Raw genomic sequence first — 24,073 nt, 5'->3', positions numbered from 1 at the left:
TCCTAGTCTCACATTGCTGATTGGACGGCTAGAACTAACGCTAGGACAACGCCAACCGTGATCCAGCTTGCATAGGTTCGAACGTATCCGGTTTGCAGCTTGCCAATCAATGTGCCAGATGAACGTGCCCCGCGGGCCAGTCCTTCAAAGCCACCGTCAACAATCATCTGGTCAGCAGCCTCAGTTCCAGCAGTAATTGCAATACCTGGCTTCATAACAAGATTTTCATTGAAGGCATCTTGATAAAGATCTACTCGTGCTGCACGCACTAATGCGTTGCTTTGTGGCGCAAGTTTCGGCATATCACTAACCACATACATCTTCCATGCCAAACCAACTCCGATAGCCACAACAGCTAAGGTTAGAACTGTTATCGCCCAAATAGGAATGACTGGATGAGGGTGGTGACCTTGCCCGATTGCTGGTTCTAGCCAGCCCAAGAAGCCGGTATAATTTAACACTGCACCTAAGCCCAGGGAGCCGAGTGCCAAAATAGTCATCGGTACCCACATGAGCGGAGACGGATCATGCGGATGTTTCTCATCGTGATCCCAGCGTTCTTTACCTAAGAAGATGGCAAAGAAAACGCGCGACATATAAAACGCAGTCAACCCGGCAACAAGGACTGTGATTGGTCCAAATACCCATGGCTGAATACCTTCACCAGAGAAAGCAACCTCAATAATTTTATCCTTAGAGAAGTATCCCGATAAGAATGGGAAACCGATAATAGCGAGGTATCCGGTTAGGAAGGTCACGAAGGTAATCTTCATGTGCCGTCCTAGCCCGCCAAAGCCACGGATATTTACTTCATCGCTCATCGCATGCATAACTGCACCGGCACCTAGGAACATATTTGCTTTGAAGAAGCCGTGAGTTAGCAGGTGGAAAATAGCAAATGCTGCGCCAACTGGTCCCATTGTGGCAGCCAACATCATGTAACCAATCTGCGACATGGTTGATGCGGCAAGCACTTTCTTCATATCGTCTTTAGCGGCACCAACCACAGCACCAAACACCAAGGTGATCAGGCCGATAATTGACACAATGAGTGAAGCGGTTGGACTCACAGCGTAAATCACGCCCGAACGAACCATAAGATAAACGCCCGCGGTGACCATTGTGGCAGCGTGGATGAGTGCTGAGACTGGTGTTGGACCAGCCATCGCATCTCCCAACCACGCCTGGAGTGGGAATTGCGCTGACTTACCACACGCAGCAACGAGGAGGAAAATTCCAATAAATGTTGCGGTTGCGGGACTGAGCGTTTGGGCGCGCGCTGCAATGTCACTAAAGGCCACGGAACCAAATGTTGCCACCATTGACATCATGGCAATGAGCATTCCCAAATCGCCGATTCGGTTCATGACGAAGGCTTTCTTACCTGCAGTTGCGTATGCAGGAACATGGTTCCAGAAGGAAATGAGGAGGTAGGACGCTAAGCCCACGCCTTCCCAACCAAAGAACAAAACCAGGTAGGAATTTCCCAGTACAAGCAATAACATTGCTGCTACGAAAAGGTTGAGGTAAGCAAAGAAACGACGTCGATCACTATCGTGTTCCATGTAAGAAACAGAATAGATATGGATAAGCGTACCTACGAAGGTCACGAGCAAGACGAACGTCATTGACAACGGATCGGTTCGCGTACCGAAGTCTACAGCGAGTTCACCGGCTGGTACCCACGTGTAGAGAGTTGTTTCGACGACGCGATTAGCTGCGTCCATATTCAAAAGCTCTAGGGTTGCGGCTAGACCAACAACGAAGGAACTTGCAGAGGCAAGCGTTGCCAACCAGTGCCCCCACGAATCGGCACGACGGCCCAAGATTAGAAGAATTCCACACGAGATCAGCGGAATCGCAACTGCAAGCCAAACTGTGCTTGCTGCTCCGGTTGCCTGCCCAACCTGTGCGACTGCGGTTAGATTAAACAAGAGATTCACACCTGCTTTCCGTCAGTGCTTCATGAGGTTGGCACCGTCAAGCGATGCAGACCTGCGGGTTCGGAAAATGGACACAATGATAGCAAGACCCACAACCACTTCTGCTGCTGCCACAACCATGACGAAGAACGCGAATTGTTGGCCTTCGAGGTTGCCGTGCATTCGGGAAAAGGTTATGAATGCAAGATTACATGCAGAGAGCATCAGCTCAATGCCGAGAAGAGCGATAACGCCGTTACGGCGGGTGAGCACAGTTGCTGCTCCGATCGCAAAGAGAATCGCAGCTAGTGCGATGTAAAACATGAGGGTCATCAGTTCTCCTCCGACTTCTCGGTGTTCGCTTCGGTAATATCGTGCTCGCGCTGAACAGTTTCTTGATCTGGAATCTCATCTGTTCCCGGCGCCGTCATCGGAGTTTCAGCGCTACCTAACCGGGCTAGAGCTTGCTCATGATCCGGGGCACTTTCACCTGGCATGCCAGGAATCTGTGCCCAACCGGTCACACCATAGGTTGAAGGTCCGTGGATACCGCCGTCGATAACACGTTGTACTGTCGTTGGCGAAATTTCGGCAACGGTACGTACCTGGCCACGAATATGAAGCACACGGCTCGTAGAATCTTCTAGTGGCTGGCCGCCCACAGTCAATGCTGGGTTAGCTGAAGAGTTAGACTCCGCAAACACACCCGGCGGTGGCTTTTGCCCAACATGAACACCAGCAGAAGTAAATTGTTGCATGCGCTGGTGTGCTAGTTCTTCTTGAGTGATACGTTCTTTTACGCGATCGCGATGAGTGAGGGTCATTGCGCCCAGAGCAGCAACGATCAACAACGTTCCGGTCAGTTGTAAGGTGAGCACTGAGGAAGAAAAAATCAGTGTAGCTACGCCTACCGGGTTGGACTCAGAATTGGCTAGTTCCAAACCTACGCCTTGGGGTGCGTGAGCACCAAAAGCTACCCCAATAAGAATTGCGGCAATGCCAAGGCCGCCCAAAACTGCAACCGGACGCTGAACTTTAAGTGTTTCATGCCCCGAATCTGCCGAATCGACACCGATAAGCATTAGTACGAACAAGAACATCATCAAAATCGCGCCGGTGTAAACCACAACTTGAACAACGCCCATAAATGGCGCTTCGAGAGCTGTGTAGAGCACTGCCAAGCCAACCATGACGCCGATGACGCTCAAGGTAGTCAAAACAGCTTTCCGGGTGATAAGCAGACCGAAGATCGCCAAGGCAATCATGCACACCGACGTCACGGCGAAAAGGATCATTTCCCCAGTGCCGATCGACAACGTCATAAGAGGTTCATTAGGCATCAGTTCTGCGCCTCCTTGGTAGCCACAGTGCTCACCTGAGCAGATGACACTGTTGGATCATCGGGACGTACTTGTTTCACCCAATCAACTTGGTCTTGGGTAGGGCCAGTGATCTCACCCCTATAGTAGTTGGCATCGGTTGTTCCTTCAGCCATAGGATGAGGTGTTGAAAGCATGCCTTGGGCAAGTGGAACAAGGAGATCTTGCTTCTCATAAATCAAGGATTCACGAGTTTGGTCAGCAACTTCATACTCGGTAGACATCGTCAATGCACGCGTTGGGCAGGCTTGGATGCAATATGAGCAGAAGATGCAGCGAAGATAGTTGATCTGGTAGACGCGCCCGTAGCGTTCACCTGGCGAATACTGTTCGCCTGGATGGTTCGAGGCAGCTTCGACGTAGATTGCATCTGCCGGGCAAGCCCACGCACACAACTCACACCCGATACATTTTTCTAAACCGTCAGCATAACGGTTAAGGCGGTGCATGCCATGATAACGCGGACGCGGTGGCGTCTTTTGTTCTGGCTTATGCGGCAAATACTGTTCGGTAACAGCAGGCCGGAAGAGCGTAGAAAATGTGACACCGAAACCAGCAACCGGTGCAAATGCGCGTCCTAGAGGGCCTTTCTTATTCGGGCTATAGAGCGATTCGTCAGGTTGGGCGAATTCTTTTTCTGACATTCTTACGCCTCCTGGGTTGTAGTTGGCACGGTGTTTGCTACTCGGCGAGTAGCGCGAGGTGATGGTGGAAGATGCTGGCCCGGCAAAGGAGGTACCGGATATCCATCTTCGAATCCATCAAATTCTTGGCTTTCACGTTCGGCGATCAACTGGCTTTGCGAAACCGTTTCCTCATCGCGCACAAATGCCCAGATTAACATCATGATCGCAAATCCGGTCGAGAGGATAACCATCGGCCAGCGGTCATTAAACTGCGGATTAACCAGCTTGTATCCATGCAAAATAAGCACGATCGTCAGCCAAATCAACGCTGATGGGATAAGTCCTTTCCATCCCAGCTTCATGAATTGGTCATACCGGAACCGCAACAGCGTTGCACGAACCCAAATAAAGACAGCAATAAACACCCAAACCTTGAACGTGAAAACAAGCATTGGGAACCAGCCGGTATTAGGATCGAAACCAATCAATCCACCGAGCGCGGTCAAAATTGGTCCCGAACGCCAGCCACCGAAGAACAACGTGACCGCCAACATCGATACATTGAACATATTGACGTATTCACCCAAGTAATACCAGGCGAACTTCATCGAGGAGTACTCGGTGTGCGGACCGGCCACGATTTCGCCTTCTGCTTCGGGAAGGTCAAACGGTAAGCGGTTAGTTTCACCAAACATCGTCACAAGGAATACTAAGAATGCAGGGAGCAATGTCACTACATTCCAGATATCTTGCTGGGCACCAACAATGCCTGAGGTAGACATTGTGGCTGCAGCGAGGAAGATTGTTACCAAACTCAACCCTTGGGCAAGTTCGTAGGAAATCATCTGAGTTGCCGAACGAACCGAACCGTAGAGCGGAAGAGTGGACTTAGCTGACCAGCCACCAAAGACCATACCGTATTCACCTAATGCAGCAACTGCTAAAACGAAAAGCATTGCCACCGGCGAATCAGTTAATTGCAACGGCGTATGCAAACCGAAAATCGATACTTCAGGCCCCATCGGAATAACCGCCATCACCGAAAATGCACACACTGCAGTAATAACCGGAGCTACGATGTAGACGATCTTTTCGGCACCTGCAAGCCAAAAATCTTCTTTAAAGATCAGCTTCAAGGCATCGGGGAAGGATTGTCCTAGACCGAAAGGGCCCACCGTATTTGGACCAACGCGGTTTTGGAACCGAGCAATTAAGCGACGCTCAAACCACAGTGCAAAGATGACTGAGAAGATCAAGAACAGCACAATGAAAAGTGCTTTAAGCACAGAAATCCACCATGTATCATTGGAGAAATCTGCAACGACCTGAGTTAAAATCATGGGTTTCACTTCATAACCTCCGTCGCGTGAATTGACACCAGATCGCCTGCAGTTGCCCCGATCTGTGCGATCTGGCTACCAACAGAATTTTGCGGAACCCAAATAACACCATCTGGCATGGCAACAATAGCTGTTTCAAGAACCATCTGACCGGTCCGCCCGGTGATCTCTACGTGAGATTCAATCCGCGCATCTCGAGCCGTCTTTTCCGACATGAGCGCCACAGGACGGCGTGCGGTACGTGCTAGGTTAGGCTCTTGGGACTGCAAAGCTCCAGCGTCGAGCATGAGTTTCCATGAGGCAAGAACTGCTTGGCCAGGGCCAACGAGCGGTGGCTCAGAGGTGCGAACAACTGGATCTTGACCACGTTCGCCATCCCAGTTACGCATCAGCGCCCATTCATCTACCGCATCAGAAAGCTTAGCCAAACCTAGATCCACTCCGAACTCACGAGCCAGATCGTGCAAAACACGCCGATCTGGGACGTTATTCGAGACCAATGTTTGACCAAAGGGACGCAATCGGCCTTCCCAATTGACGAAAGTTCCACCCTTTTCAGCAGGTGGTGCAACCGGAAGAAGAACATCAGCAAGTTCAGTTGTTTGGGTCTTGCGCACTTCGAGCTGAATAACGAAAACGTTCTCCAGAGCTTCACGTGCCCCCAAAGGCAAATCAGCAAGCTCAACGCCGCCTAGAATAACGGCACCGAGTTCTCCGGCTGTCGCTGCAGCTAAAATTTCTTCAGTTGAACGGCCCGGAGTTTCTGGTAGACGCTCCACTCCCCATGCTGCAGCAACATCAACGCGCGCAGCTGGATCAGAAACCAGGCGGCCACCTGGAAGCAGATGCGCAACCGCGCCAGCATCCAAGGCGCCACGATCACCCGCACGCCGCGGAATCCAGGCTATCTTCGCGCCGGTGCGCTCAGCTAGACGCAATGCTGCCGAAAGCGCTCCCGGGAAATCAGCACACCGCTCACCGAGAAGAATAACTCCACTATCGCCAGCCAAGTCGCGGTAGGTATCACCAAAGAGACCCTCGCCGGCGTCGTTGATCGCATCGAGAACTTCTGATTCTGTACCGGGAGTGGCAGGGATGAATCGTGCGTTCATCTTGGCACTACCACGTGTTTCGAATGCAGAAACAACCGATACCGACGTCGTCTTGTCGAGCACTCCCTTGCGCAAGCGCAAGAACACCGAACCGATTTCTTCTTCGGCTTCCAAACCCACGATCAAGACGTGCTGAGCATGCTCGATATCGGCGTAGGTAACATCGAGTTCCTTACCCGCAACTCGAGCTGCCAGGAAGGCATCTTCTTCTGCACTATGCTTACGGGTACGGAAATCAATATCGTTAGTGCCCAACACGATTCGGGCAAACTTTGAATACGCATAGGCATCTTCGAGAGTCAATCGACCACCGGTAATAATACCTACGCCCTTCTTCTGCGCTTTCTTCAAACCTTGCGCAGCCACATTGAGCGCTTCAGCCCACGAGACTGGTTCAGAAGGATCTACACCTTTAAGTTGTGGATAAACCAGGCGGTCCTGACCAGTTTGCCACCGGAAGGCAAACCTATCTTTGTCTGTAATCCAGTCTTCGTTGACGTTCATATCTTCAAGCGCAAGCCGACGCACAACTGTGCCGCGTCGATAATCAACGCGAATCGCTGAGCCCGAAGCGTCATGTTCGGATACAGATGGAACCGAAACCAGATCGAAGGGGCGAGCCCGGAACCGGTAGGAAACTGAAGTCAATGCACCCACCGGACAAATCTGGATGACATTGCCCGAGAAGTAGGAAGAGAATGGCGCTCCAGTGATATCAACTTCGTTAGGTTCTACTGGACCAGAAGCATAACCAACAGACATACCAGACTCGCCGCCAGGTCCGGCAAACTGATTCAACGCAACCACGGACTCATTGTGCTCATCGGCAGCAAAATCGAGCACTCCGGCGTCGAAATTACCAATCTGTGAACCATGCAAACCGTGGACTTCCATACCTGCGCTACCGCCGGAACGGCCGTGGAGCTGGATGAAGGGATCACCGGCGATTTGGCTAGAGAATCGAGTACAACGCTGGCAAAGAATGCAGCGGTCGCGATCGAGCAAAATATTGGCCGAGACTGAAATCGGCTTAGGATAAGTACGCTTGATATCAACGAAACGTGACTTAGTGCGACCATCAGTCATGGCCTGGTTTTGCAGTGGGCACTCACCGCCCTTATCACACACTGGGCAGTCCATTGGGTGATTGATCAGCAAGAATTCCATGATCCCGTGCTGTGCTTTCTTCGCAACCTCAGAGGTTTGCGCCGAATAGACTTCCATTCCTGGCGCAACGGTTACAGCACATGCAGGCTGGGGCTTAGGCATCTTCGAAATGGCGCCATCTCTGCCCGGTGCAGCTACTTCGACCAAGCACTGGCGGCAGGCAGCTGCCGGCTTGAGTAGCGGATGGTCACAGAACCGCGGAATATGTACACCAACTTTTTCCGCTGCGCGAATGATCAACGTTCCTTTAGGAACTGAAACTTCGCGGCCATCAACTGTGAGTGTAACCAACTCTTGGGTTGGAGATACTTGCGATGTCATCGAACACCTACTTCGCTGAAAAGAGCCGATTGAGCGATTGGATATTGCTGGGCAGTTGGCGTAGAACAAGCATCAACAAATTCCGAACGGAACAAATCAATTGCAGAACGAATCGGTGTTGCAGCTGCATCTCCTAGCGCACAGAAAGACCGGCCAGCGATATTGGAGGCAATTTCGTAGAGCAAATCGATATCTGCTTCAGTTCCCTGACCAGCTTCAAACCGGTGCATGATTTGGCGCATCCAGAAGGTGCCCTCACGGCACGGGGTACATTTTCCACACGATTCGTGCTGGTAGAAGTCGGTCCAGCGTGAGACGACGCGCACCACCGAAACAGTTTCGTCAAAAATTTGGATGGCACGAGTTGCCAGCATCGAACCTGCTTCGGCAACTTCTTCGTATCCTAGTGGAACATCGAGGTGATCGGGGGTGAACAGCGGAGCTGACGAACCGCCGACGGCGAAGAACTTCAGTTCGTGGCCCTCGCGGATTCCGCCGGCCATCTCCAAGAGTTCACGCATGGTGATACCGAACGGAGCTTCGAACTGTCCGGGGTTCTTCACGTGTCCAGAGATCGAGAAGATCCCGTGCCCTGGAGAGTTCTTCGTACCAGCTCCCATCGCGGTAAACCATTGAGTTCCGTTATTGATAATTCCAGGAACTGAGGCGATTGACTCGACGTTGTTGACAACAGTTGGCCGAGCATACAGACCAGCAACCGCCGGGAATGGTGGCTTTAACCGTGGTTGGCCACGGAAGCCTTCGAGGGAATCAAGCAATGCAGTTTCTTCGCCACAAATATATGCTCCGGCGCCAGCATGGACGGTGATGTTGATATCGTAGTTGCCATCTGGCCCACAGCCTTTACCGATAATTCCGGCTGCTTTGGCTTCGCGTACCGCAGCTAGTAGACGGCGGTAGACGTGAACAACTTCGCCACGCAGATAGATAAACCCATCATGGCCGCCAATGGCTAACAAACAAATAGCCATACCTTCTATCAGCAGGTGCGGATTAGCCATTAAGAATGGAATGTCTTTACACGTTCCAGGTTCGGATTCGTCAGCGTTGACAACAAGGTAGCGTGCGCCGCCATCTTCTGGAGGCAAGAACGACCATTTCAAACCGGTTGGGAAGCCTGCCCCGCCACGGCCGCGCAGACCTGATTCTTTAATCAGGTTCGTCAACGCACCCTTTTCTTCGTTGATCTGCCAAGCGCGCGCGATTGCCTGGTAGCCGCCAGTAGCCTGGTATCCTTGAAGAGTCCACGGACGCTCGGCATCCCAATTGTTGGAAAGAACCGGGCTTAGAGTTCCCGGTGCACTAAAAGCATTCACTGTGCCTCTCCTCCTTGTGGACGTGGCGCAGCCCAATCGTGGGCACGCGCAATTTTCAAGCCACGCAACGACGCTTCGCCAGCTGCGGGTCCTTCGTCGACGTGTCCATCTTCGAAACCGGCAAGCACGCGAGAGATTTCTTTGAAGGTATGTACCTTGTTGGGTCCGCGAGTTGGCTGGATATCTCGACCAGCACGAATATCGTCAACGATTTGCTTTGCCGACGCCGGAGTCTGGTTATCGAAGAACTCCCAGTTGACCATAATAACTGGAGCGTAGTCACATCCGGCGTTGCATTCGAGCTGTTCGAGGGTGATCTTACCGTCTTGAGTCGTCTCGTCATGGCCTACGCCTACGTATTGGGAAAGCTCTTCCCAGATGAGGTCTCCGCCCATGACTGCGCACAACGCATTGGTACATACACCGACGTTGTATTCACCGTTAGGGTGACGGCGATACTGGGAGTAGAAGGTGGCCACGGCCGAAACCTGGGCGCGAGTGAGCCCTAAAATATCTGCTACCAGCGCGATACCGCGAGGCGAACAAAACCCATCGATCGATTGCACCAGATGCAACAGTGGCATCACAGCCGAGCGAGAATTGGGATAACGCGCAATAACTTCGGCAGCGTCTGCTCTAAATTTTTCTTCAACATGTGGTTCGTATGGGGTACTCATTACCGATCGACTCCTCCCATAACCGGATCGACTCCAGCAAGCGAAACAATAAGATCAGCCAACATTCCGCCTTCGGCCATAACTGACAAGGATTGCAAGTTATTAAAGCCCGGATCGCGGAAGTGGGCGCGATATGGCCGAGTGCCACCATCAGAAACCAGATGCACACCGAAAATACCCTTGGGGTGTTCGACCATCGTAAAGCTCTGCCCGGGTGGGACTCTAAAGCCTTCGGTAACTAACTTAAAGTGGTGAATCAAAGATTCCATTGATTCGGTCATAATTTCTTTGACATGTTCTGGGGTTGAGCCTTGACCATCCCCCGCGATCGAGAGTTGAGCAGGCCAAGCGATTTTCTTATCGCCAATAATCACAGGCTCACCGGCAGTCTTATCGAGTTCGTCAAGAACTTGGTAGCAGATACGCAAGGATTCATAGCATTCACGGAACTTAACGTCGATGCGGTTATAAGCATCTGCCTTATCAGCAACTGGAACATCAAATTCGTACTTTTCGTAGCCACAATATGGCTGGGTTTTGCGCAGATCCCACGGGACTCCGGCAGCGCGAACTGATGGGCCAGTCATTGACAGTGCCATCATCGACGACAGTGGTGAAACACCCACATTGACGTGCCGATCGAGGAAAATCGGGTTCTTCATCGTCAGGTCTTGCATTTCGGAGATCGTCTGGCGAACCTTTGGCAGCAACTCACGGCAATAGTCGGTAAATCCTTCAGGTACGTCGTTTAGCACGCCACCGGGGCGAACATATTCGTGATTCATGCGTAGACCGGTGACGTCTTCGAGCAACCGCAAAATATCTTCGCGCGCACGGAAGGTTAGGGTCAGCATCGTCGTTGCACCGAGTTCGTTTCCACCTGATCCGATACCGACAAGGTGGGATGAAATACGGGTAAGTTCCATGAGCAAAACACGAATCGCTTGTGCACGCTGGGGAACCTGATCGGCGATGCCGAGCATTTTCTCAACACCCAAGCAGTAGGCCACTTCTTGGAAAATTGGCGCAACGTAATCCATTCGGGTACAAAATGCCACGCCCTGAGTCCAGGTGCGGTATTCCATATTCTTCTCGATACCGGTGTGTAAGAAACCGGTTGCGGCGCGAACTTCCTTGACATTTTCGCCGTCGAGCTCGACTTGGACGCGCAAAACACCGTGGGTTGAGGGGTGAACTGGCCCTAGGTTGACCACAATATGTTCTTCGCCGACTTGTTCAGCTTCACGGGCGATATCAGCCCAATCGCCACCAACAGCCTCAAAGCTGGTGTACGAGTTAGACTCTTCTTCATTGATTCCACGCGTTGCGTGTGGCATCTGGGTAGTCATTAGTTGTACTCCCTGCGTGTGTCCGGTGGCGGAATAACAGCGCCCTTATATTCAACTGGAATACCGCCAAGTGGGTAGTCCTTACGTTGTGGGTGTCCAATCCAGTCATCTGGCATAACAGATCGAGTCAAACCAGGGTGACCGTCAAAAACAATTCCCATCAAATCCCATGCTTCGCGCTCTGGCCAATCGTTGCCAGGATAAACACCGACGATCGACGGAATATGCGGATCGCTTTCTGGAGCAGCAACCTCAACAGATAGGACGCGGTTATGGGTGATAGAGAAGAAAGTGTAGAACCCGTGCAGTTCTCGATCCTTATCTTCGGGATAGTGAACTGCAGAAACACCTAAACACAGTTCGAAACGTAAATCCTGATCGTTGCGCAGATGACGTGCAACGCTCACCAAATGCTCTCGCTTGACGAAAATAACAAGTTCCCCGTACTGGGTAGTAACTTTTTCAATAACATCGTCTGGGCGCAACCCTTCGGCGGCAAGGAGTTCACCAAGAATGTCGACGACGTCGTCGAACCAGCCACCGTAGGGACGGTGGGCAGGTTGTGCGATCGTGATGACTTCTTCGTGGCCACTAAAACCGGTGGTATCAGCGCCGTTTTTGACGCCCCACATTCCTTTGCGGGTGGTGACGTATTCTGCCCCTACCCCGCCTTCGGTTAACGAACCGTGATCGGTCATGCGAGCAATCCCTTCTGTGATTCGAGTGGAAGAGCTTTCAATGCAGCAGCTTCTGCTTTGCGGGCTACTTCCTTGCGGTGTTCGCCCAACGGCCGGTTCTTCATGAGGTTATTGCGCAGTTCGAAAACGGCATTGATCAACATCTCGGGGCGCGGTGGGCATCCGGGCAAATAGATATCAACTGGAACAATGTGGTCAATACCTTGAACGATGGCGTAATTATTGAACACTCCACCTGAGGAGGCACATGCCCCCATGGAGATAACCCATTTCGGATCAGGCATCTGATCGTAGATATTGCGCACAACTGGAGCCATCTTGTGGCTAACGCGACCCGAAACGATCATGATGTCTGCGTGACGCGGGGAAGCACGGAAAACTTCCATGCCGATTCGTGAGGCGTCAAATCGGGTGGCGCCAAAGGACATCATTTCAATAGCACAGCACGCCAACCCCATCGTCACTGGCCACGGGGAACGCTGTTGCGCCCATCCGGCTAGTGCTTCAACTGTGGTCAGGCCGATGCCGGTCGGAATTTTTTCTTCCAGTCCCATTTATTTCACTCCCAATCTAGGCCGCCGCGGCGCCATTCGTAGATGAATGGAACCGTGATAAGGAAGACGAAGGACGCAATCGCGATCAAACTTGCTAGCCCTAACCGATTCGCCGAAACGGCCCACGGGTAGAGGAATACAACTTCGATATCGAAGATGATGAATGTCATTGCCGTCAAGAAGTACTTGATAGGGAAGCGACCAGATGCTCCAGCTGATGGAGTTGGCTCTAGTCCACATTCGTAATTAGCTACCTTGACGCGGTTGTATCGCTTTGGACCGATAATGGCGCTGACTGCTAAACCTCCGATACCAACCAGAGAAGCAACTGCAATCATAATCAGCAGTGGCACGTAGGGATTCATGCGACCTCCAACCCTTCGTTGTGTGCCTGCGGTGAACAGACATAAATCTTACTCATCTTTTTTGCGTAATTTAGTGGTTTTTCGTGCATCGTCATGCTTTAGGAACCACCTTCGTTAACGTCGTAATAACCTTATCCATCCAATCGCCGTCGTTGCGATCATAGGAATCTGACAAAAGCTTCATAACTAATTTCATCAACGTCGGGCGCGGTAGCCCGTACTTGACACACAGATGCATAATTTCCGGACGCTCAATAAGCGAAGCAAATACGCGCCCGAGCGTGTAGTATCCACCCAGCTGCGCCCGCAGTTCCCGGCCATACTGGTTCATAACGCGATCTTGGGCTCCCACAGTTGGACGCACAAGTGCTTGGGCAATAAAATCGGCAACTAACCGACCGCTTGCCATAGCGTATGCAATTCCTTCTCCGTTAAACGGTGAAACCATTCCGCCGGCGTCACCAACCAACGCTAAACCGTTTGCATAGTGTGGTTTACGGTTAAACGCCATCGGCAACGCTGCTCCACGCAACCGCCCTACCTGATTTTCGGGGGTCAGTTCCCACTCAGGTGGAGTGTTGGCGATCCACTTGGCAAACACGTCACGATAATCAACGCCAGTCGGCTGGGCGGTAGAAGACAGCGAACCAAGCCCCACATTGACCAGGCCATCACCGACGGCGAACATCCACGCATACCCTGGCAGTAACTCAGATTCGCCCGGCTTACCAGCCCAAAGTTCGAGCTGGGATTCCATCATGTCGGTGTTGGCAAGCGGGGAGCGGAAATAGGTGCGGTGCGCTACTCCCATCGGGCGATTCAATGCTTTTTCTCTGCCGGCAGCAATTGCCATACGCGCCGATACCCCGCCACAATCGACTACGAATCGAGCAGAGATAACAAATTCGCTTCCGCGTGAGCCTTCCGCCGTCTTGCGCGCGCGCACCCCAACGATACGGCCGGAGCGTTCATGGACTACTGGACCGAGAACGGTTACCCCTTCGCGCAGGCGCGCTCCAGATGCTACGGCATGTTTAATCAGTAAATGATCGAGATCTTTGCGCGGCATTGCGGAACCAAAATTAGGTACTGAAGCCAATTCTGGCCACGGTACTTCGATAACATGCCCGGCGCCATATCCGCGAACTCCCCAGTTACGCACCCAACCATCTTCTTCACGTACCGAAATCCCCATGCGGATAAGCTCAGCCATAGCTCGTGGGGTTAAACCATCTCCACAGACTTTATCGCGCGGGAAGGTGGCCTTTTCGAGAACTAGAACATCCACCCCATTTTGTGCAAGGTAATGCGCGGTTGCTGCACCACCTGGGCCAGCGCCCACCACAACAACATCAGCATGTTCAGGCCGGGACAATGTTCACCGCTTTCGCTCATAGATTAGGACTTCGTGCCCCAGTCTACGGACTTTGGCAAAGCTCTAAGAACTTAAAACAGATGCATTTACGTTAGTCTTTAGTTTCTAAATTCTTTTAGTAAAATGCGCCACAAAATCGTGCGCTAGAATCACGCACTTTTTCTGGTGATTTTTACGGCTAAATATAGATAACGCTTATGGCCGAGTAGCGCGATGTAAGGCAACGATTCCGTTGGTGAGGTTCTTGTATTCAACTTCGCGCCATCCGCTATCTTGCATGAGGCGAGCTAGTTCTTCTTGGGAATGCCAGGCCTGAATTGACTCGCGAAGATAGTCATAAGCGGGCGCATCCGAAGAAAATATTTGCGATAACAGCGGCATACCCAGTCGCATAAACTCAAAGTACCCGGCGCGTAAAATCGGGTTCGTTGGCTGAGAGAACTCCGCGATCACGATCTTTCCACCGCGTTTAGTTACGCGCAGCATATCGCGTAGCGCCGCTGCAGTATCGACGACGTTTCGCAGCCCGTAAGAAATAGTTACGACGTCGAATGTTTCGTCGTCAAAGGGCAGTGCCGTCGCGTCTGCCACGCGCAAGTCCAAACCGGGGTGAAGTTCTAGCCCACGCGAAATCATTCCGGGGGAAAAATCGCAACCGATCACATCGGCGCCATCGCTCGCATATCCCGCAGCCGAAGCGCCGGTGCCACACGCTACGTCAAGGACGCTAAGCCCCGCGCGAGCGCCTACGGCATCGCGGGTGACGTTGCGCCAGACATGAACTAATCCCCCGGTTAAAACGGTATTGGTGAGGTCATAATGCTGGGCGACGTCGTCGAACATCTTCGAAACATCGTGTGGCTTTTTCTCTAGCGATGCACGATGCTGGGAATTTTCGGATTCAGTTTGTGCAATGTGCGATAGCGGTCTTTTCATGTCTGCATTTAATCACTTTCCGCACTAACATTCGAACCATGTATACCATCCCACATTTGCGTGCCCAAACTACTCGACTGCCTGACGTGCCAAATCTATCAAAAATTATGACGGCACAACGCGGTCAGCTCGCCTGGCTACGCAACTCCAGCGGTTTCATCGGTGCCGGGCAAGCCGCGCGTTTCGATGCTGAGCCAACGAGCCAAACCTCGCGCGAAGATGGGCGACGTTTCGCACTTGCCTCCCAGTGGTGGAATGACCTACAGCGCGAAACCGAGATCCGAGACGAGGTCAATCTGCCTGGCACTGGGCTAATCAGTTTCGGCTCATTTAGTTTCGCCCCACATTCCCCAGCTGGATCTGCGCTGATCGTGCCTGAAGTCGTGGTGGGCATAACTGGACCGGGCACCGGATCTACATCTGCCGGCACGCCTTTCTTGACCTTAATCGGGCCTATCGACCAAGACATCTTCACAACGCTCTCCCCCCAAGCCAAGCAGCTTCTTGACGCTGTACTGCTCCAAGCGCTGCCTCAATACCGCGAAAATGGCATCGGTCGGATCGAGCCAGTACACGATTTTGCGGACTATGTTGCCGATATTGACCAGATCACCCGCACTATTGCCGAAGGTGACCTAACCAAAGTCGTTATCGCCCGTCAGCTCGATATCGTCACAGATTCCCCGATCGATGAGCGCACCATTATTAGCCATCTGAATGAAAAGTTCGATGATTGTTGGACGTTTGCCGTAGATGGCCTCATAGGTGCAACACCTGAACTCTTGGCTCAAAGCCAGGGCGATAGCGTCACTACCCGAGTCTTGGCTGGCACAGTCAAAACCGATACTACCAACACCGCCGCAGCGCTCCTAGATTCGCCTAAGAACCGCCACGAGCACGATGTTGCAGTACTATCTGCCCTAGAATCTTTGAACAAAATTGGCACGGTGACGACTGGTGAACCATTCGTTCTCCAGCTACCCAACGTCTCTCATTTAGCAACCGACATTCATACGCATCTTGATGCTGCGGCAAATGCCTTGCAAATTGCTGGCGCCTTGCATCCTACGGCAGCTCTGGGCGGGACTCCGCGAGTTCGCGCCCTAGAGGTGATTGCCGACGTCGAACCAACCGATCGTGACCGGTTCGGGGCACCAGTTGGCTGGCTTGGCTCAGGCAACGCCGGGCAATGGTGTGTTGCGCTGCGCTGTGCGCGCATCGATGGCGATTTTGGGGCTCGCGCCTGGGCAGGTGGCGGAATCGTTAACGACTCTGATCCGCGCGCCGAATTTGACGAAACTGAGGCTAAGTTCAGTGCGATTTTATCTGCGTTCGGATTAGCTAATTAACGCTATCTCCACCTACGAGAGTTATTGTGTCATCAAATTTCGGTGCTCGTTATCCGAGCTTTTTAGCGACGTGGATCTTCGCGAGCTGAGAGCATCACATCAACTTCGAGAAGTTCACCATCGCGTTCAAACTTCAGATTAAGCATATCGCCAGCTCGATACTGGCGAACATAGCCCGTCAATGCGGTAGCTGTAGAGACTTTTCGCCCATCCACTTCGACGATATTATCCCCTTCACGCAATCCCGCCTTATCTGCTGGTGTTCCAGGTTCAACAGTTTTCACAGTTGCTGCCGTACGTCGAGCACCATCGAAATTGGCAAGCCCATTCGAAATCGTGATACCAAGGAAAGCGTGTTCCGCATGGCCTTTTTCGATCAGTTGGCTTGCAATATTCTTTGCGAGATCAATCGGGATCGCAAACCCCAAACCAATCGATCCACCGCCTTGACCACTGAAACTCGTCTTGACTGTAATAATCGACGAAGCAATCCCAATTACTTGCCCTCGCTGATCAAATACCGGGCCACCGGAGTTTCCAGGATTGATCGCCGCATCAATCTGGATCGCGTTTGTGACAACATCGCCGCCACGATCTGCTTGAGTTGGCCGATCGAGTGCGGAAATGACACCGGTTGTCAGAGTTGAATCTAATCCCATCGGATTTCCGATAGCTGCAACCGATTGTCCAACACGCAACATAGACGATTCACCCAAGTGGGCTACAGCCAGATCTGACGGCGCATCTTTAATCTTAACGACTGCCAAATCGGTAGCCTTATCTGTACCAACAATGTCACCTTCATAGACGCGGCCATCTGAAAACATCACGTAAAGCTCTGTTGCATCATCTACGACGTGGTTATTGGTAAGGATATGGCCACGATCATCAATAATGACTCCAGATCCTTGGGACTGCCCGGTATCGGTTGTCACATCGAGTGAAACAACGGTTGCCCCAACTTCTTGGGCCACCGCCGCCCAATCTGGAGCTGGCGCTGAACTTTCGACGAGTTGAGTCTTGCCAGTGGTGTTTTCCTCGGTAATCATTGTTGCCGCACGCGGACCAGGATATTTGACGAAATCCTGCGCTCCTATACCAATTCCGCCACCAACCATCGCTGCTATAACTGATGCAACGATGAGTGCGCTCCACCCAGGTCTGCTCTTGGACCGGCTTTGAGGGCCGGCATCACTTTGGCTATCGGGAAGCGAGGCTGGTACATAATGGCCAAAACTCCCGCCACTACCAGGTTGCTGCCAAGGTTGGGCACTCGCCCACTGGGTTTGCCCAGCTTCACCCTGAGGTATCTGACTCGGATACGCGCCAGTTGCTGGTTGGCTCACTGGTGTCATTTCAGGTTGCGGATCGAAATCATTGAGGGGTTGATGAACATCGCTCCCAGAGATTCCCATCTCAGCCTGGGCCGGCTTTGGAGTATCTCCGTGATCTAGCTCCGGTTGTGGAAATTGACCAGCAGGCAAGTGTGGTTGTACCTGGTCTCCACCACCAAGATCACCACTATTGTCCATACCTGGACGTGGCATATTGTGCTCTTCCATCTCTATCTCCTACTTACCCAACAATCTTTACTACCTACAAAGATTCCCACGCGGATCTTCCAATACTCCCAAAGAAGTATGGGAGTTTACTGAATGTCGTTTAGCCCAAGGTGAACAGCGTGCAGGACATGCTGGCGAAGCTGGGACCGTAACGCCCTATCTTCATCCATTGCGGTATATCCTAACCGTACATGAACAATTCGTACCCCAACCGGTAATTGGCCGAGTGCTTGGCGTAGCTGCGCCAAAGAATCTACAGGTTGATAAGAGGCTCCCACAGCTTGCGCAAAAGCCTCAATATCGAGTTCTTTAGCAGTACGAAATACTCGATCATAGACTGCTTGGTGGCCGGTTCCATATTCGAGCGTAGCAAAAATTGAGCCACCACCGTCGTCAATCACAACAACATCGAGATCAAGGCTGCGCTGGTGTGCCGTGTGGACTAAAGCCCCCAGATCGTGAACAAAAGTGAGATCTCCCAACACCACTCGCACCGGCTTGCCGGTAGCTAAACCTATCCCCAACGCACTCGACATCGTGCCATCAATCCCAGCAAGTGCACGATTTGCATAAACTGGCGGTGCGGGAAGCGCAGCATAAAGATTGATTTCTCTAATAATCGACGAAGCTCCCACAATCAACGGAAGATGAGTACTTAACCGGCTGATCTCCCGGCCAATACCAGCATAACTAAAGTCCGTTACGTGCTGTCTGATGTAATTTTCCGCAGCTGCCGAGCCAGCCTGCCATGCTGCCAACCAGTTGTGGTTTTCACCCAACACCGCCGGAATATCCGCGGCGTCAACAACGCGCCCCTGCCCAGCAACATCAGCATACGCGGGCAGATCATCGACAATAAAGACGTCAACGTGTTCATCGGCCAGTAGCGCTGAAACCTCACGGGTGAGCGTGGGATGGCCGACGACGAGGACCCGGTTGATCTGCCCGCGCAACTGAGTCGATAACATAATCGGATGCGCTACAACCGCATTAGGGTGCTGGCGTAACCCCGAGGTGGGCTCAGCCAAGATTGGTACTGCGTCAAAAAGAGCGAAATCAAGATTACGAAGATACCTTGAGCTACCTGCAACAACCACTGCTCGAACATCCGCGCGCTCTTTTGCGGATTCTCGCTGTGCTTGTGCCACATCACTTGCTGCCGTATCCCAAGAGCTATCTGGCATCAATGGTTCAACAAAACCAACATTAATATGTACCGGACCAGGGACTGTACCACGGAATCTCCCCTGCGCACTACCAACTATTCGCCGCACCAAACCACCAGCATTCGCTAATAGTCCACCGGCTGGAAATTCTCGAAAATCACGCATTGACCCCGCAAGAACCGCCCGATGATCCGTTGTTTGACTGGCTCGCACCCCACGCATGTGATGTGGACGATCCGAACTGAGCACAATGAGGGGAATACCGCCATAGTATGCTTCTTCAACTGCGGGGTGAAGATTGGCAACAGCTGAGCCCGAAGTTGTTACAACAGCCGTTAATTCTCCAACAGATCCAGCTCCCAACGCAACGAAACCACCCACTCGCTCATCAGTTTCTACATGTAACCGAATCAGGCCTGCTTGTTCGGCGTCGTAGAGCGCATAAGCAAACGGAGCTGAACGAGAACCGGGACATAGCACAAAAGTACGCACGCCATTGGCAATAAGATGGCTGATAATGGTACGCGCGGTAGTGGTTGAATCTGCCACAATCTACTCCCTATTTAACGTAGTGGTCAGTGTGGAATGTGTAGTGTGCGTCAATATCGCAATACTCCCACATCCGTGCCAATCGTTCCTGCCAAGCCGAAGCGAGAATCGGATCAGGTGCGGGCAGATAGTCCGGCTCCACATTGCGTACCTGTATCACACCCGCTTCTGGCACCAGAGAATCGGTAACTGGATCGGCAGTTAATAACTGCACGGTTGCCAAGCCACACGCGTAAGGCAACTCGGGCAAGGCAGCGGCGAAGGCTAAACCTGCCCTAATTCCGATCGAACTTTCCAGCGCCGAGGAGACCACAACCGGTAATTGGAGCTGCTGGGCAATATCGATCGCTCGGCTCACCCCGCCTAACGGTTGGTTTTTGACCACAATAATATCGGCTGCCTCTAGCTCTTTGACACGCATGGGATCTTCGGCTCGCCTAATCGACTCATCAGCAGCAATCGGCACCGGCGATATTTTTCGCAACCGAGCCAAATCCGCAACATCTGATACTGGCTGCTCGGCATACTCCAAACCGCCAGCGGCTTCATTCAACGCCAGCAAGGCATCGCGTGCTTGGATCACATCCCATGCCCCATTAACGTCTACCCGAATCTTGCCGGTCGCTCCTAGTGCCTCGCGCACAGCAGCTACTCGGGAAAGATCCTCAGCAAGACTTTGCCCCGCCTCCCCGACTTTGACTTTCGCGGTAGTGCAGGTACTTGCCAGAACAATATCGCGAGCGCGCTGCGCACTAGTTGCTGGGACGGTGACGTTGACTGGAATCTTAGAGCGAAAAGCGGGCGGATATTGACTTGTCGCGCTTTCAATACCGGCGCGCAACCAGGCAGCTGAATACTGCGGATCGTAGTCCCAAAACGGGCTAGCTTCTCCCCAACCGGCCGGTCCACGGATCAAAAGCCCGTCGCGCTGGGTAAGGCCACGAAACCGGGTATGTAGCGGGGAGGTGTAGACGTAGATGTCAAGATGCATGGTTCTCAGTTTAGTCCGCCAGGGTGCAAAGATGGTGGTTGGAGCTGTGATCTCGGGCAGGCCGGCAACGCTGCCTGGATCTGCCCGTGCCGCCTGCGCAGCCTCGTGGCACAATATGACTATGACTATTTCACCTTTGCCACACCAAGTTTCTGAGATTTTCGATCCGCGCCGCTGGCGCAGTGTTGGAGGTTTTCCGGATGGAGATATCACCTATCATCGCGGAGTAGAACGTGAGTTTAGCGCTAGTGGCGAGGTGCTTTCTGAGCGCGATCTACCAGTTGTTCGGATTGCGTTTAATCGGCCCGAAGTGCGCAATGCTTTCCGGCCAGAAACCGTCGATCAACTCTACCGCGCTTTAGACCATGCCCGGCTTACTGGCGAAATCGGATGCGTCATTTTAACTGGTAATGGCCCGTCGGCTAAAGACGGCGGTTGGGCATTTTGTTCCGGTGGCGATCAGCGTATTCGTGGGCGCGATGGATACCGTTACGACGGCGGTGGCGATGATCCCGAGCTCAATAAAGCAACCCGTGATTCAGTTGATCCCCAGCGTGCTGGCCGGTTACATATTCTCGAAGTTCAACGCTTGATGCGAAACTCGGGCATGGTTATCATTGGTGCGATTTCGGGCTGGGCGACCGGCGGCGGCCATTCACTCAACGTGTTGTGCGATCTTTCGATTGCCTCTGCCCAACATGCTCGTTTCATGCAAGTTGATGCCAATGTCGGTTCCTTTGATGCTGGTTACGGTTCGGCGTTGTTGGCACGTCAAATAGGTGATAAGCGGGCGCGTGAGATTTTCTTCTTGGCGCGCGAATACTCAGCCGATGATGCCCAGCAGTGGGGTGTAGTCAATGAGGTGGTCACCCACACCGAACTTGAAAATAAGGCGTTGGAATACGCTCAGATCATCGCCACGAAGTCGCCGCAAGCGATCCGGATGTTGAAGTTTGCGTTTAATTTAGCTGACGATGGTCTTGCCGGCCAGCAAGTTTTTGCTGGAGAAACCACCCGCTTAGCGTATATGACTGCGGAGGCTCAAGAAGGACGCGATGCGTTTTTAGAAAAGCGGGCACCGCGCTGGGACGATTTCCCGTTCTATGCCTAACGATCACCTCACTCACGCTATGTCTAGGCAACCCGATCCGCACATTGTTGTTTGTGACGGCACCGAATTAGCCCTCATTGAGTCTCATGTGCGCCACGCGCTAGCTGGGGATGCACCTCGGCCACTGTTCGTCGTCGGCCCACATGTTTCGCCCGAGCAGGCGCTATCTGAAGTGCGCCGAGTTGGCTACCCAGCCGGAACTGGGGTGTTAATGCGCACCTCTGGATCGACGTCGGGAACCGGTAAAATCGTGGCGTTATCATGGCAATCCTTGTTTTATTCCGCGCAAGCGACTCATCGTGCACTTGCGGGCCCGGGTCGCTGGCTAGCAGACTTACCGCTGTTCCATATCGCTGGGTTCCAAACGATTGTGCGCTCAGTTTTGGCCGGTTTGCCTGCGTTGCACATGAGTCTAGGTGAGCTATTAGCCCAAGGTAGTCTTACGGCTCTTAGCCAATTGGGCGATCCGATCTATTGTTCGGTGGTCCCTACCCAACTTTCGCGCATTGTTTCTTCACCGGAACTGCTTGAGGCTGCGCGGCAACTGATATTCCTTGTTGGTGGCGGGCCAACGTCGCCGTTGCTTCTAGGGCGCGCACATGCTGCTGGTCTGGAGGTACACACGTCGTATGGCATGACTGAAACATGCGGTGGATGTGTCTACGATGGCCACCCGATTGGTGATGCTCGGATTAGGATCTCAGATCGTAACCAGATCTCCATCACCGGTTCGATGGTGGCATTGGGTTACTTACCTGCCCACGAGGATGGCGCGATGAACGATGTTGGTGACGGTGCATCCATTGTTCCGGCATCGGCTAGCGCGCCGCAAATTATTCCGTCCTTACCTCCGATCAGCCAACATACCCATCACACTCGAGATCTTGGCGAGTTTAGTTCCGATGGCGTATTGCGCATCTTGGGCCGAATCGATGACGCTATCACTACCGGCGGGCTCACTATTATTCCGCGGATTATCGAAGAGGTAGTCGAAGCGCAGTTGGCGCATACTACGGTGGTGGTTGGAATCGACGACGACGAATGGGGGCAATCTGCTATTGCGATCGTCGATATGCCAGCAGACCGGCTCGATGCCGAGACACACTACCAGGTGCGCTCTAAAGTCAAAAGTATCCTAGGAGCAGGCTGGCAGCCGCGTAAAATCTTGCCGTTGAGCGCATTGCAGTGTCAGACGTGGCCACAAACACCCTCAGGTAAAATCGATCGCCGAACCATCGCAGAGTTGACCAGCCTATACTTTTTACATGGCAACATTACATGATTGGCTTGAAGGCGCTCGCGTGCGCACTCTCCCGGCAGCGCTAGCGCCGGTGATTATCGGGGCTGGGTTGGCTTTTTACGACGGCGGATTTTCCTGGGTTCGAACGCTTTTAGCAGGCTTCGTCGCGCTCGCGTTCCAAGTTGGGGTCAACTTTTCCAATGACTATTCTGATGGTATTCGCGGTACCGACGATCACCGGCAAGGTCCGCCTCGGCTCACTGGTGGCGGGAAAGTTAGCCCACGAATTGTTTTAATGATTGCGATTGGTTTCTTTGTTGGCGCATGTGTGGGCGGTTTGGCGCTCGTGGCACTTTCGGGTCAGTGGTGGCTGATCGCTTTGGGTCTTGCTGCAGTTGCAGCTGCCTGGTTCTACACCGGCGGTAAACATCCGTACGGCTATCTGGGACTGGGCGAAATTTTCGTCTTGGTATTTTTTGGCTGGATGGCGACCGTTGGTACAGCTTACGTCCAAACTGGTTTAGCACCGTGGTATGCGTGGGCTGCAGGTACTGGGGTTGGGCTGATTGCGTGCGCCTTGTTGATGGTGAATAATATCCGAGATATTCCAACAGATAGCGAAACAGGTAAACGTACGTTGGCCGTGCGGTTGGGAGATAAACGCGCCCGTGATCTTTTTGCTCTGACACTGGTTTTGGCAGTGTTGATTCAAGCTAGTGTTCTTAGCGTTGTGGGGGGCTGGTTTGGAGTTGTGAGCTTAGTACTTATTATTCCCATCACGCCAACGATTCTCGAGGTGCGTGGACATGCCCGTGGACGCTACCTGATACCTGCTTTGAAGCGGATTGGGATCTTCGAGTTGGCCTATGCGGTGGTATTTGTGCTCGGCTTTGCGCTGAGCTGAAACGTTTGCGCTATCTTTCGGCGTCAAAGTTCAATACACTTAA

At 52.6% G+C, this 24,073-nt stretch carries 21 protein-coding genes; 4 read left to right on the top strand and 17 right to left on the bottom strand.

All coding sequences use genetic code 11. From position 1 onward, the window contains the following. Positions 1-8: 8 nt before the first annotated feature. From nuoL to NG665_RS01240, 14 genes are all read right to left on the bottom strand, one after another. On the bottom strand, positions 9-1,934 hold the full coding sequence (nuoL, locus tag NG665_RS01305; protein WP_252674056.1) for an NADH-quinone oxidoreductase subunit L: 1,926 nt from the start codon (positions 1,932-1,934) through the stop codon (positions 9-11). 21 nt (positions 1,935-1,955) lie between these two features. Next, positions 1,956-2,255 (bottom strand): NADH-quinone oxidoreductase subunit NuoK, encoded by a 300-nt coding sequence (gene nuoK / locus NG665_RS01300; protein ID WP_252673523.1) that lies wholly within the window; start codon positions 2,253-2,255, stop codon positions 1,956-1,958. Continuing rightward, positions 2,255-3,262: an NADH-quinone oxidoreductase subunit J gene (locus NG665_RS01295; RefSeq protein ID WP_252673522.1), complete on the bottom strand. Its 1,008-nt coding sequence runs from the start codon at positions 3,260-3,262 to the stop codon at positions 2,255-2,257. The genes nuoK and NG665_RS01295 overlap by 1 nt, the downstream gene beginning before the upstream one ends. After that, complete coding sequence (gene nuoI, locus NG665_RS01290; RefSeq protein WP_252673521.1) at positions 3,262-3,945, bottom strand: NADH-quinone oxidoreductase subunit NuoI; 684 nt, start codon at positions 3,943-3,945, stop codon at positions 3,262-3,264. Before nuoI ends, NG665_RS01295 begins: the two co-directional genes overlap by 1 nt. Before the next feature lie 2 nt (positions 3,946-3,947). Further along, on the bottom strand, positions 3,948-5,267 hold the full coding sequence (gene nuoH / locus NG665_RS01285) for an NADH-quinone oxidoreductase subunit NuoH (RefSeq protein WP_252674055.1): 1,320 nt from the start codon (positions 5,265-5,267) through the stop codon (positions 3,948-3,950). Between the two features lie 5 nt (positions 5,268-5,272). Beyond that, a complete protein-coding gene (locus tag NG665_RS01280) occupies positions 5,273-7,867 on the bottom strand; it encodes an NADH-quinone oxidoreductase subunit G (RefSeq protein WP_252673520.1) in 2,595 nt (864 codons plus the stop codon). After that, positions 7,864-9,204 carry an NADH-quinone oxidoreductase subunit NuoF gene (gene nuoF / locus NG665_RS01275; protein WP_252673519.1) on the bottom strand — a complete coding sequence of 447 codons (1,341 nt, stop codon included), beginning with the start codon at positions 9,202-9,204 and terminating at the stop codon, positions 7,864-7,866. The genes NG665_RS01280 and nuoF overlap by 4 nt, the downstream gene beginning before the upstream one ends. Continuing rightward, a complete protein-coding gene (gene nuoE, locus NG665_RS01270; RefSeq protein ID WP_252673518.1) occupies positions 9,201-9,881 on the bottom strand; it encodes an NADH-quinone oxidoreductase subunit NuoE in 681 nt (226 codons plus the stop codon). The genes nuoF and nuoE overlap by 4 nt, the downstream gene beginning before the upstream one ends. After that, the gene (locus NG665_RS01265; protein ID WP_435366680.1) at positions 9,881-11,230 is read right to left on the bottom strand and encodes an NADH-quinone oxidoreductase subunit D; all 1,350 of its coding nucleotides are present in this window, start codon (positions 11,228-11,230) and stop codon (positions 9,881-9,883) included. The genes nuoE and NG665_RS01265 overlap by 1 nt, the downstream gene beginning before the upstream one ends. Further along, complete coding sequence (locus NG665_RS01260; RefSeq protein WP_252673517.1) at positions 11,230-11,928, bottom strand: NADH-quinone oxidoreductase subunit C; 699 nt, start codon at positions 11,926-11,928, stop codon at positions 11,230-11,232. Before NG665_RS01260 ends, NG665_RS01265 begins: the two co-directional genes overlap by 1 nt. After that, a complete protein-coding gene (locus NG665_RS01255) occupies positions 11,925-12,482 on the bottom strand; it encodes an NADH-quinone oxidoreductase subunit B (protein WP_252673516.1) in 558 nt (185 codons plus the stop codon). The genes NG665_RS01260 and NG665_RS01255 overlap by 4 nt, the downstream gene beginning before the upstream one ends. Before the next feature lie 5 nt (positions 12,483-12,487). Next, on the bottom strand, positions 12,488-12,847 hold the full coding sequence (locus NG665_RS01250) for an NADH-quinone oxidoreductase subunit A (protein WP_204424912.1): 360 nt from the start codon (positions 12,845-12,847) through the stop codon (positions 12,488-12,490). 91 nt (positions 12,848-12,938) lie between these two features. Beyond that, positions 12,939-14,222 carry an NAD(P)/FAD-dependent oxidoreductase gene (locus tag NG665_RS01245; RefSeq protein ID WP_252673515.1) on the bottom strand — a complete coding sequence of 428 codons (1,284 nt, stop codon included), beginning with the start codon at positions 14,220-14,222 and terminating at the stop codon, positions 12,939-12,941. Positions 14,223-14,417: 195 nt separating this feature from the next. Further along, a complete protein-coding gene (locus NG665_RS01240) occupies positions 14,418-15,158 on the bottom strand; it encodes a class I SAM-dependent methyltransferase (protein WP_252673514.1) in 741 nt (246 codons plus the stop codon). Positions 15,159-15,196: 38 nt separating this feature from the next. On the opposite strand from NG665_RS01240, the gene NG665_RS01235 reads away from it, so the two are divergent. Then, positions 15,197-16,507, top strand: coding sequence for an isochorismate synthase (locus NG665_RS01235; RefSeq protein WP_252673513.1), 1,311 nt, complete (start codon positions 15,197-15,199; stop codon positions 16,505-16,507). A 62-nt stretch (positions 16,508-16,569) separates the two neighbouring features. On the opposite strand, the gene NG665_RS01230 is transcribed toward NG665_RS01235, so the two are convergent. The 3 genes from NG665_RS01230 to NG665_RS01220 form a co-directional block, all read right to left on the bottom strand. Further along, the gene (locus NG665_RS01230; RefSeq protein ID WP_252673512.1) at positions 16,570-18,069 is read right to left on the bottom strand and encodes a S1C family serine protease; all 1,500 of its coding nucleotides are present in this window, start codon (positions 18,067-18,069) and stop codon (positions 16,570-16,572) included. An 86-nt stretch (positions 18,070-18,155) separates the two neighbouring features. Beyond that, positions 18,156-19,784, bottom strand: a complete 1,629-nt coding sequence (gene menD, locus NG665_RS01225; RefSeq protein WP_252673511.1) for a 2-succinyl-5-enolpyruvyl-6-hydroxy-3-cyclohexene-1-carboxylic-acid synthase — start codon at positions 19,782-19,784, stop codon at positions 18,156-18,158. A 10-nt stretch (positions 19,785-19,794) separates the two neighbouring features. After that, positions 19,795-20,775, bottom strand: a complete 981-nt coding sequence (locus NG665_RS01220) for an o-succinylbenzoate synthase (protein WP_252673510.1) — start codon at positions 20,773-20,775, stop codon at positions 19,795-19,797. Positions 20,776-20,902: 127 nt separating this feature from the next. Between NG665_RS01220 and NG665_RS01215 the strand changes: the two genes are divergently transcribed. Genes NG665_RS01215 through NG665_RS01205 form a run of 3 tightly spaced genes read left to right on the top strand, consistent with a single transcriptional unit; the run spans position 20,903 to position 24,030 of the window. Further along, positions 20,903-21,886 (top strand): 1,4-dihydroxy-2-naphthoyl-CoA synthase, encoded by a 984-nt coding sequence (locus NG665_RS01215; protein WP_252674053.1) that lies wholly within the window; start codon positions 20,903-20,905, stop codon positions 21,884-21,886. Beyond that, complete coding sequence (locus tag NG665_RS01210; protein ID WP_252673509.1) at positions 21,879-23,168, top strand: AMP-binding protein; 1,290 nt, start codon at positions 21,879-21,881, stop codon at positions 23,166-23,168. The genes NG665_RS01215 and NG665_RS01210 overlap by 8 nt, the downstream gene beginning before the upstream one ends. Further along, positions 23,152-24,030, top strand: a complete 879-nt coding sequence (locus NG665_RS01205) for a 1,4-dihydroxy-2-naphthoate polyprenyltransferase (protein ID WP_252673508.1) — start codon at positions 23,152-23,154, stop codon at positions 24,028-24,030. Before NG665_RS01210 ends, NG665_RS01205 begins: the two co-directional genes overlap by 17 nt. The last annotated feature ends 43 nt before the right edge of the window (positions 24,031-24,073 follow it).

It is taken from the genome of Arcanobacterium pinnipediorum, from assembly GCF_023973165.1.
GTDB classification, from domain to species: Bacteria; Actinomycetota; Actinomycetes; order Actinomycetales; family Actinomycetaceae; genus Arcanobacterium; species Arcanobacterium pinnipediorum.
The sequence above is the reverse complement of the archived record's forward strand: the minus strand, read 5'-3'. Positions and strand labels throughout refer to the sequence as shown.

Bases quoted from the DNA above. Each gene is read 5' to 3' on its own strand.
- nuoK (WP_252673523.1), bottom strand. From the start codon at position 2,255: ATGACCCTCATGTTTTACATCGCACTAGCTGCGATTCTCTTTGCGATC.
- NG665_RS01295 (WP_252673522.1), bottom strand. From the start codon at position 3,262: ATGCCTAATGAACCTCTTATGACGTTGTCGATCGGCACTGGGGAAATG.
- nuoI (WP_252673521.1), bottom strand. From the start codon at position 3,945: ATGTCAGAAAAAGAATTCGCCCAACCTGACGAATCGCTCTATAGCCCG.
- nuoH (WP_252674055.1), bottom strand. From the start codon at position 5,267: ATGATTTTAACTCAGGTCGTTGCAGATTTCTCCAATGATACATGGTGG.
- NG665_RS01280 (WP_252673520.1), bottom strand. From the start codon at position 7,867: ATGACATCGCAAGTATCTCCAACCCAAGAGTTGGTTACACTCACAGTT.
- nuoE (WP_252673518.1), bottom strand. From the start codon at position 9,881: ATGAGTACCCCATACGAACCACATGTTGAAGAAAAATTTAGAGCAGAC.
- NG665_RS01265 (WP_435366680.1), bottom strand. From the start codon at position 11,230: ATGACTACCCAGATGCCACACGCAACGCGTGGAATCAATGAAGAAGAG.
- NG665_RS01260 (WP_252673517.1), bottom strand. From the start codon at position 11,928: ATGACCGATCACGGTTCGTTAACCGAAGGCGGGGTAGGGGCAGAATAC.
- NG665_RS01255 (WP_252673516.1), bottom strand. From the start codon at position 12,482: ATGGGACTGGAAGAAAAAATTCCGACCGGCATCGGCCTGACCACAGTT.
- NG665_RS01250 (WP_204424912.1), bottom strand. From the start codon at position 12,847: ATGAATCCCTACGTGCCACTGCTGATTATGATTGCAGTTGCTTCTCTG.
- NG665_RS01240 (WP_252673514.1), bottom strand. From the start codon at position 15,158: ATGAAAAGACCGCTATCGCACATTGCACAAACTGAATCCGAAAATTCC.
- NG665_RS01235 (WP_252673513.1), top strand. From the start codon at position 15,197: ATGTATACCATCCCACATTTGCGTGCCCAAACTACTCGACTGCCTGAC.
- NG665_RS01230 (WP_252673512.1), bottom strand. From the start codon at position 18,069: ATGGAAGAGCACAATATGCCACGTCCAGGTATGGACAATAGTGGTGAT.
- NG665_RS01220 (WP_252673510.1), bottom strand. From the start codon at position 20,775: ATGCATCTTGACATCTACGTCTACACCTCCCCGCTACATACCCGGTTT.
- NG665_RS01210 (WP_252673509.1), top strand. From the start codon at position 21,879: ATGCCTAACGATCACCTCACTCACGCTATGTCTAGGCAACCCGATCCG.
- NG665_RS01205 (WP_252673508.1), top strand. From the start codon at position 23,152: ATGGCAACATTACATGATTGGCTTGAAGGCGCTCGCGTGCGCACTCTC.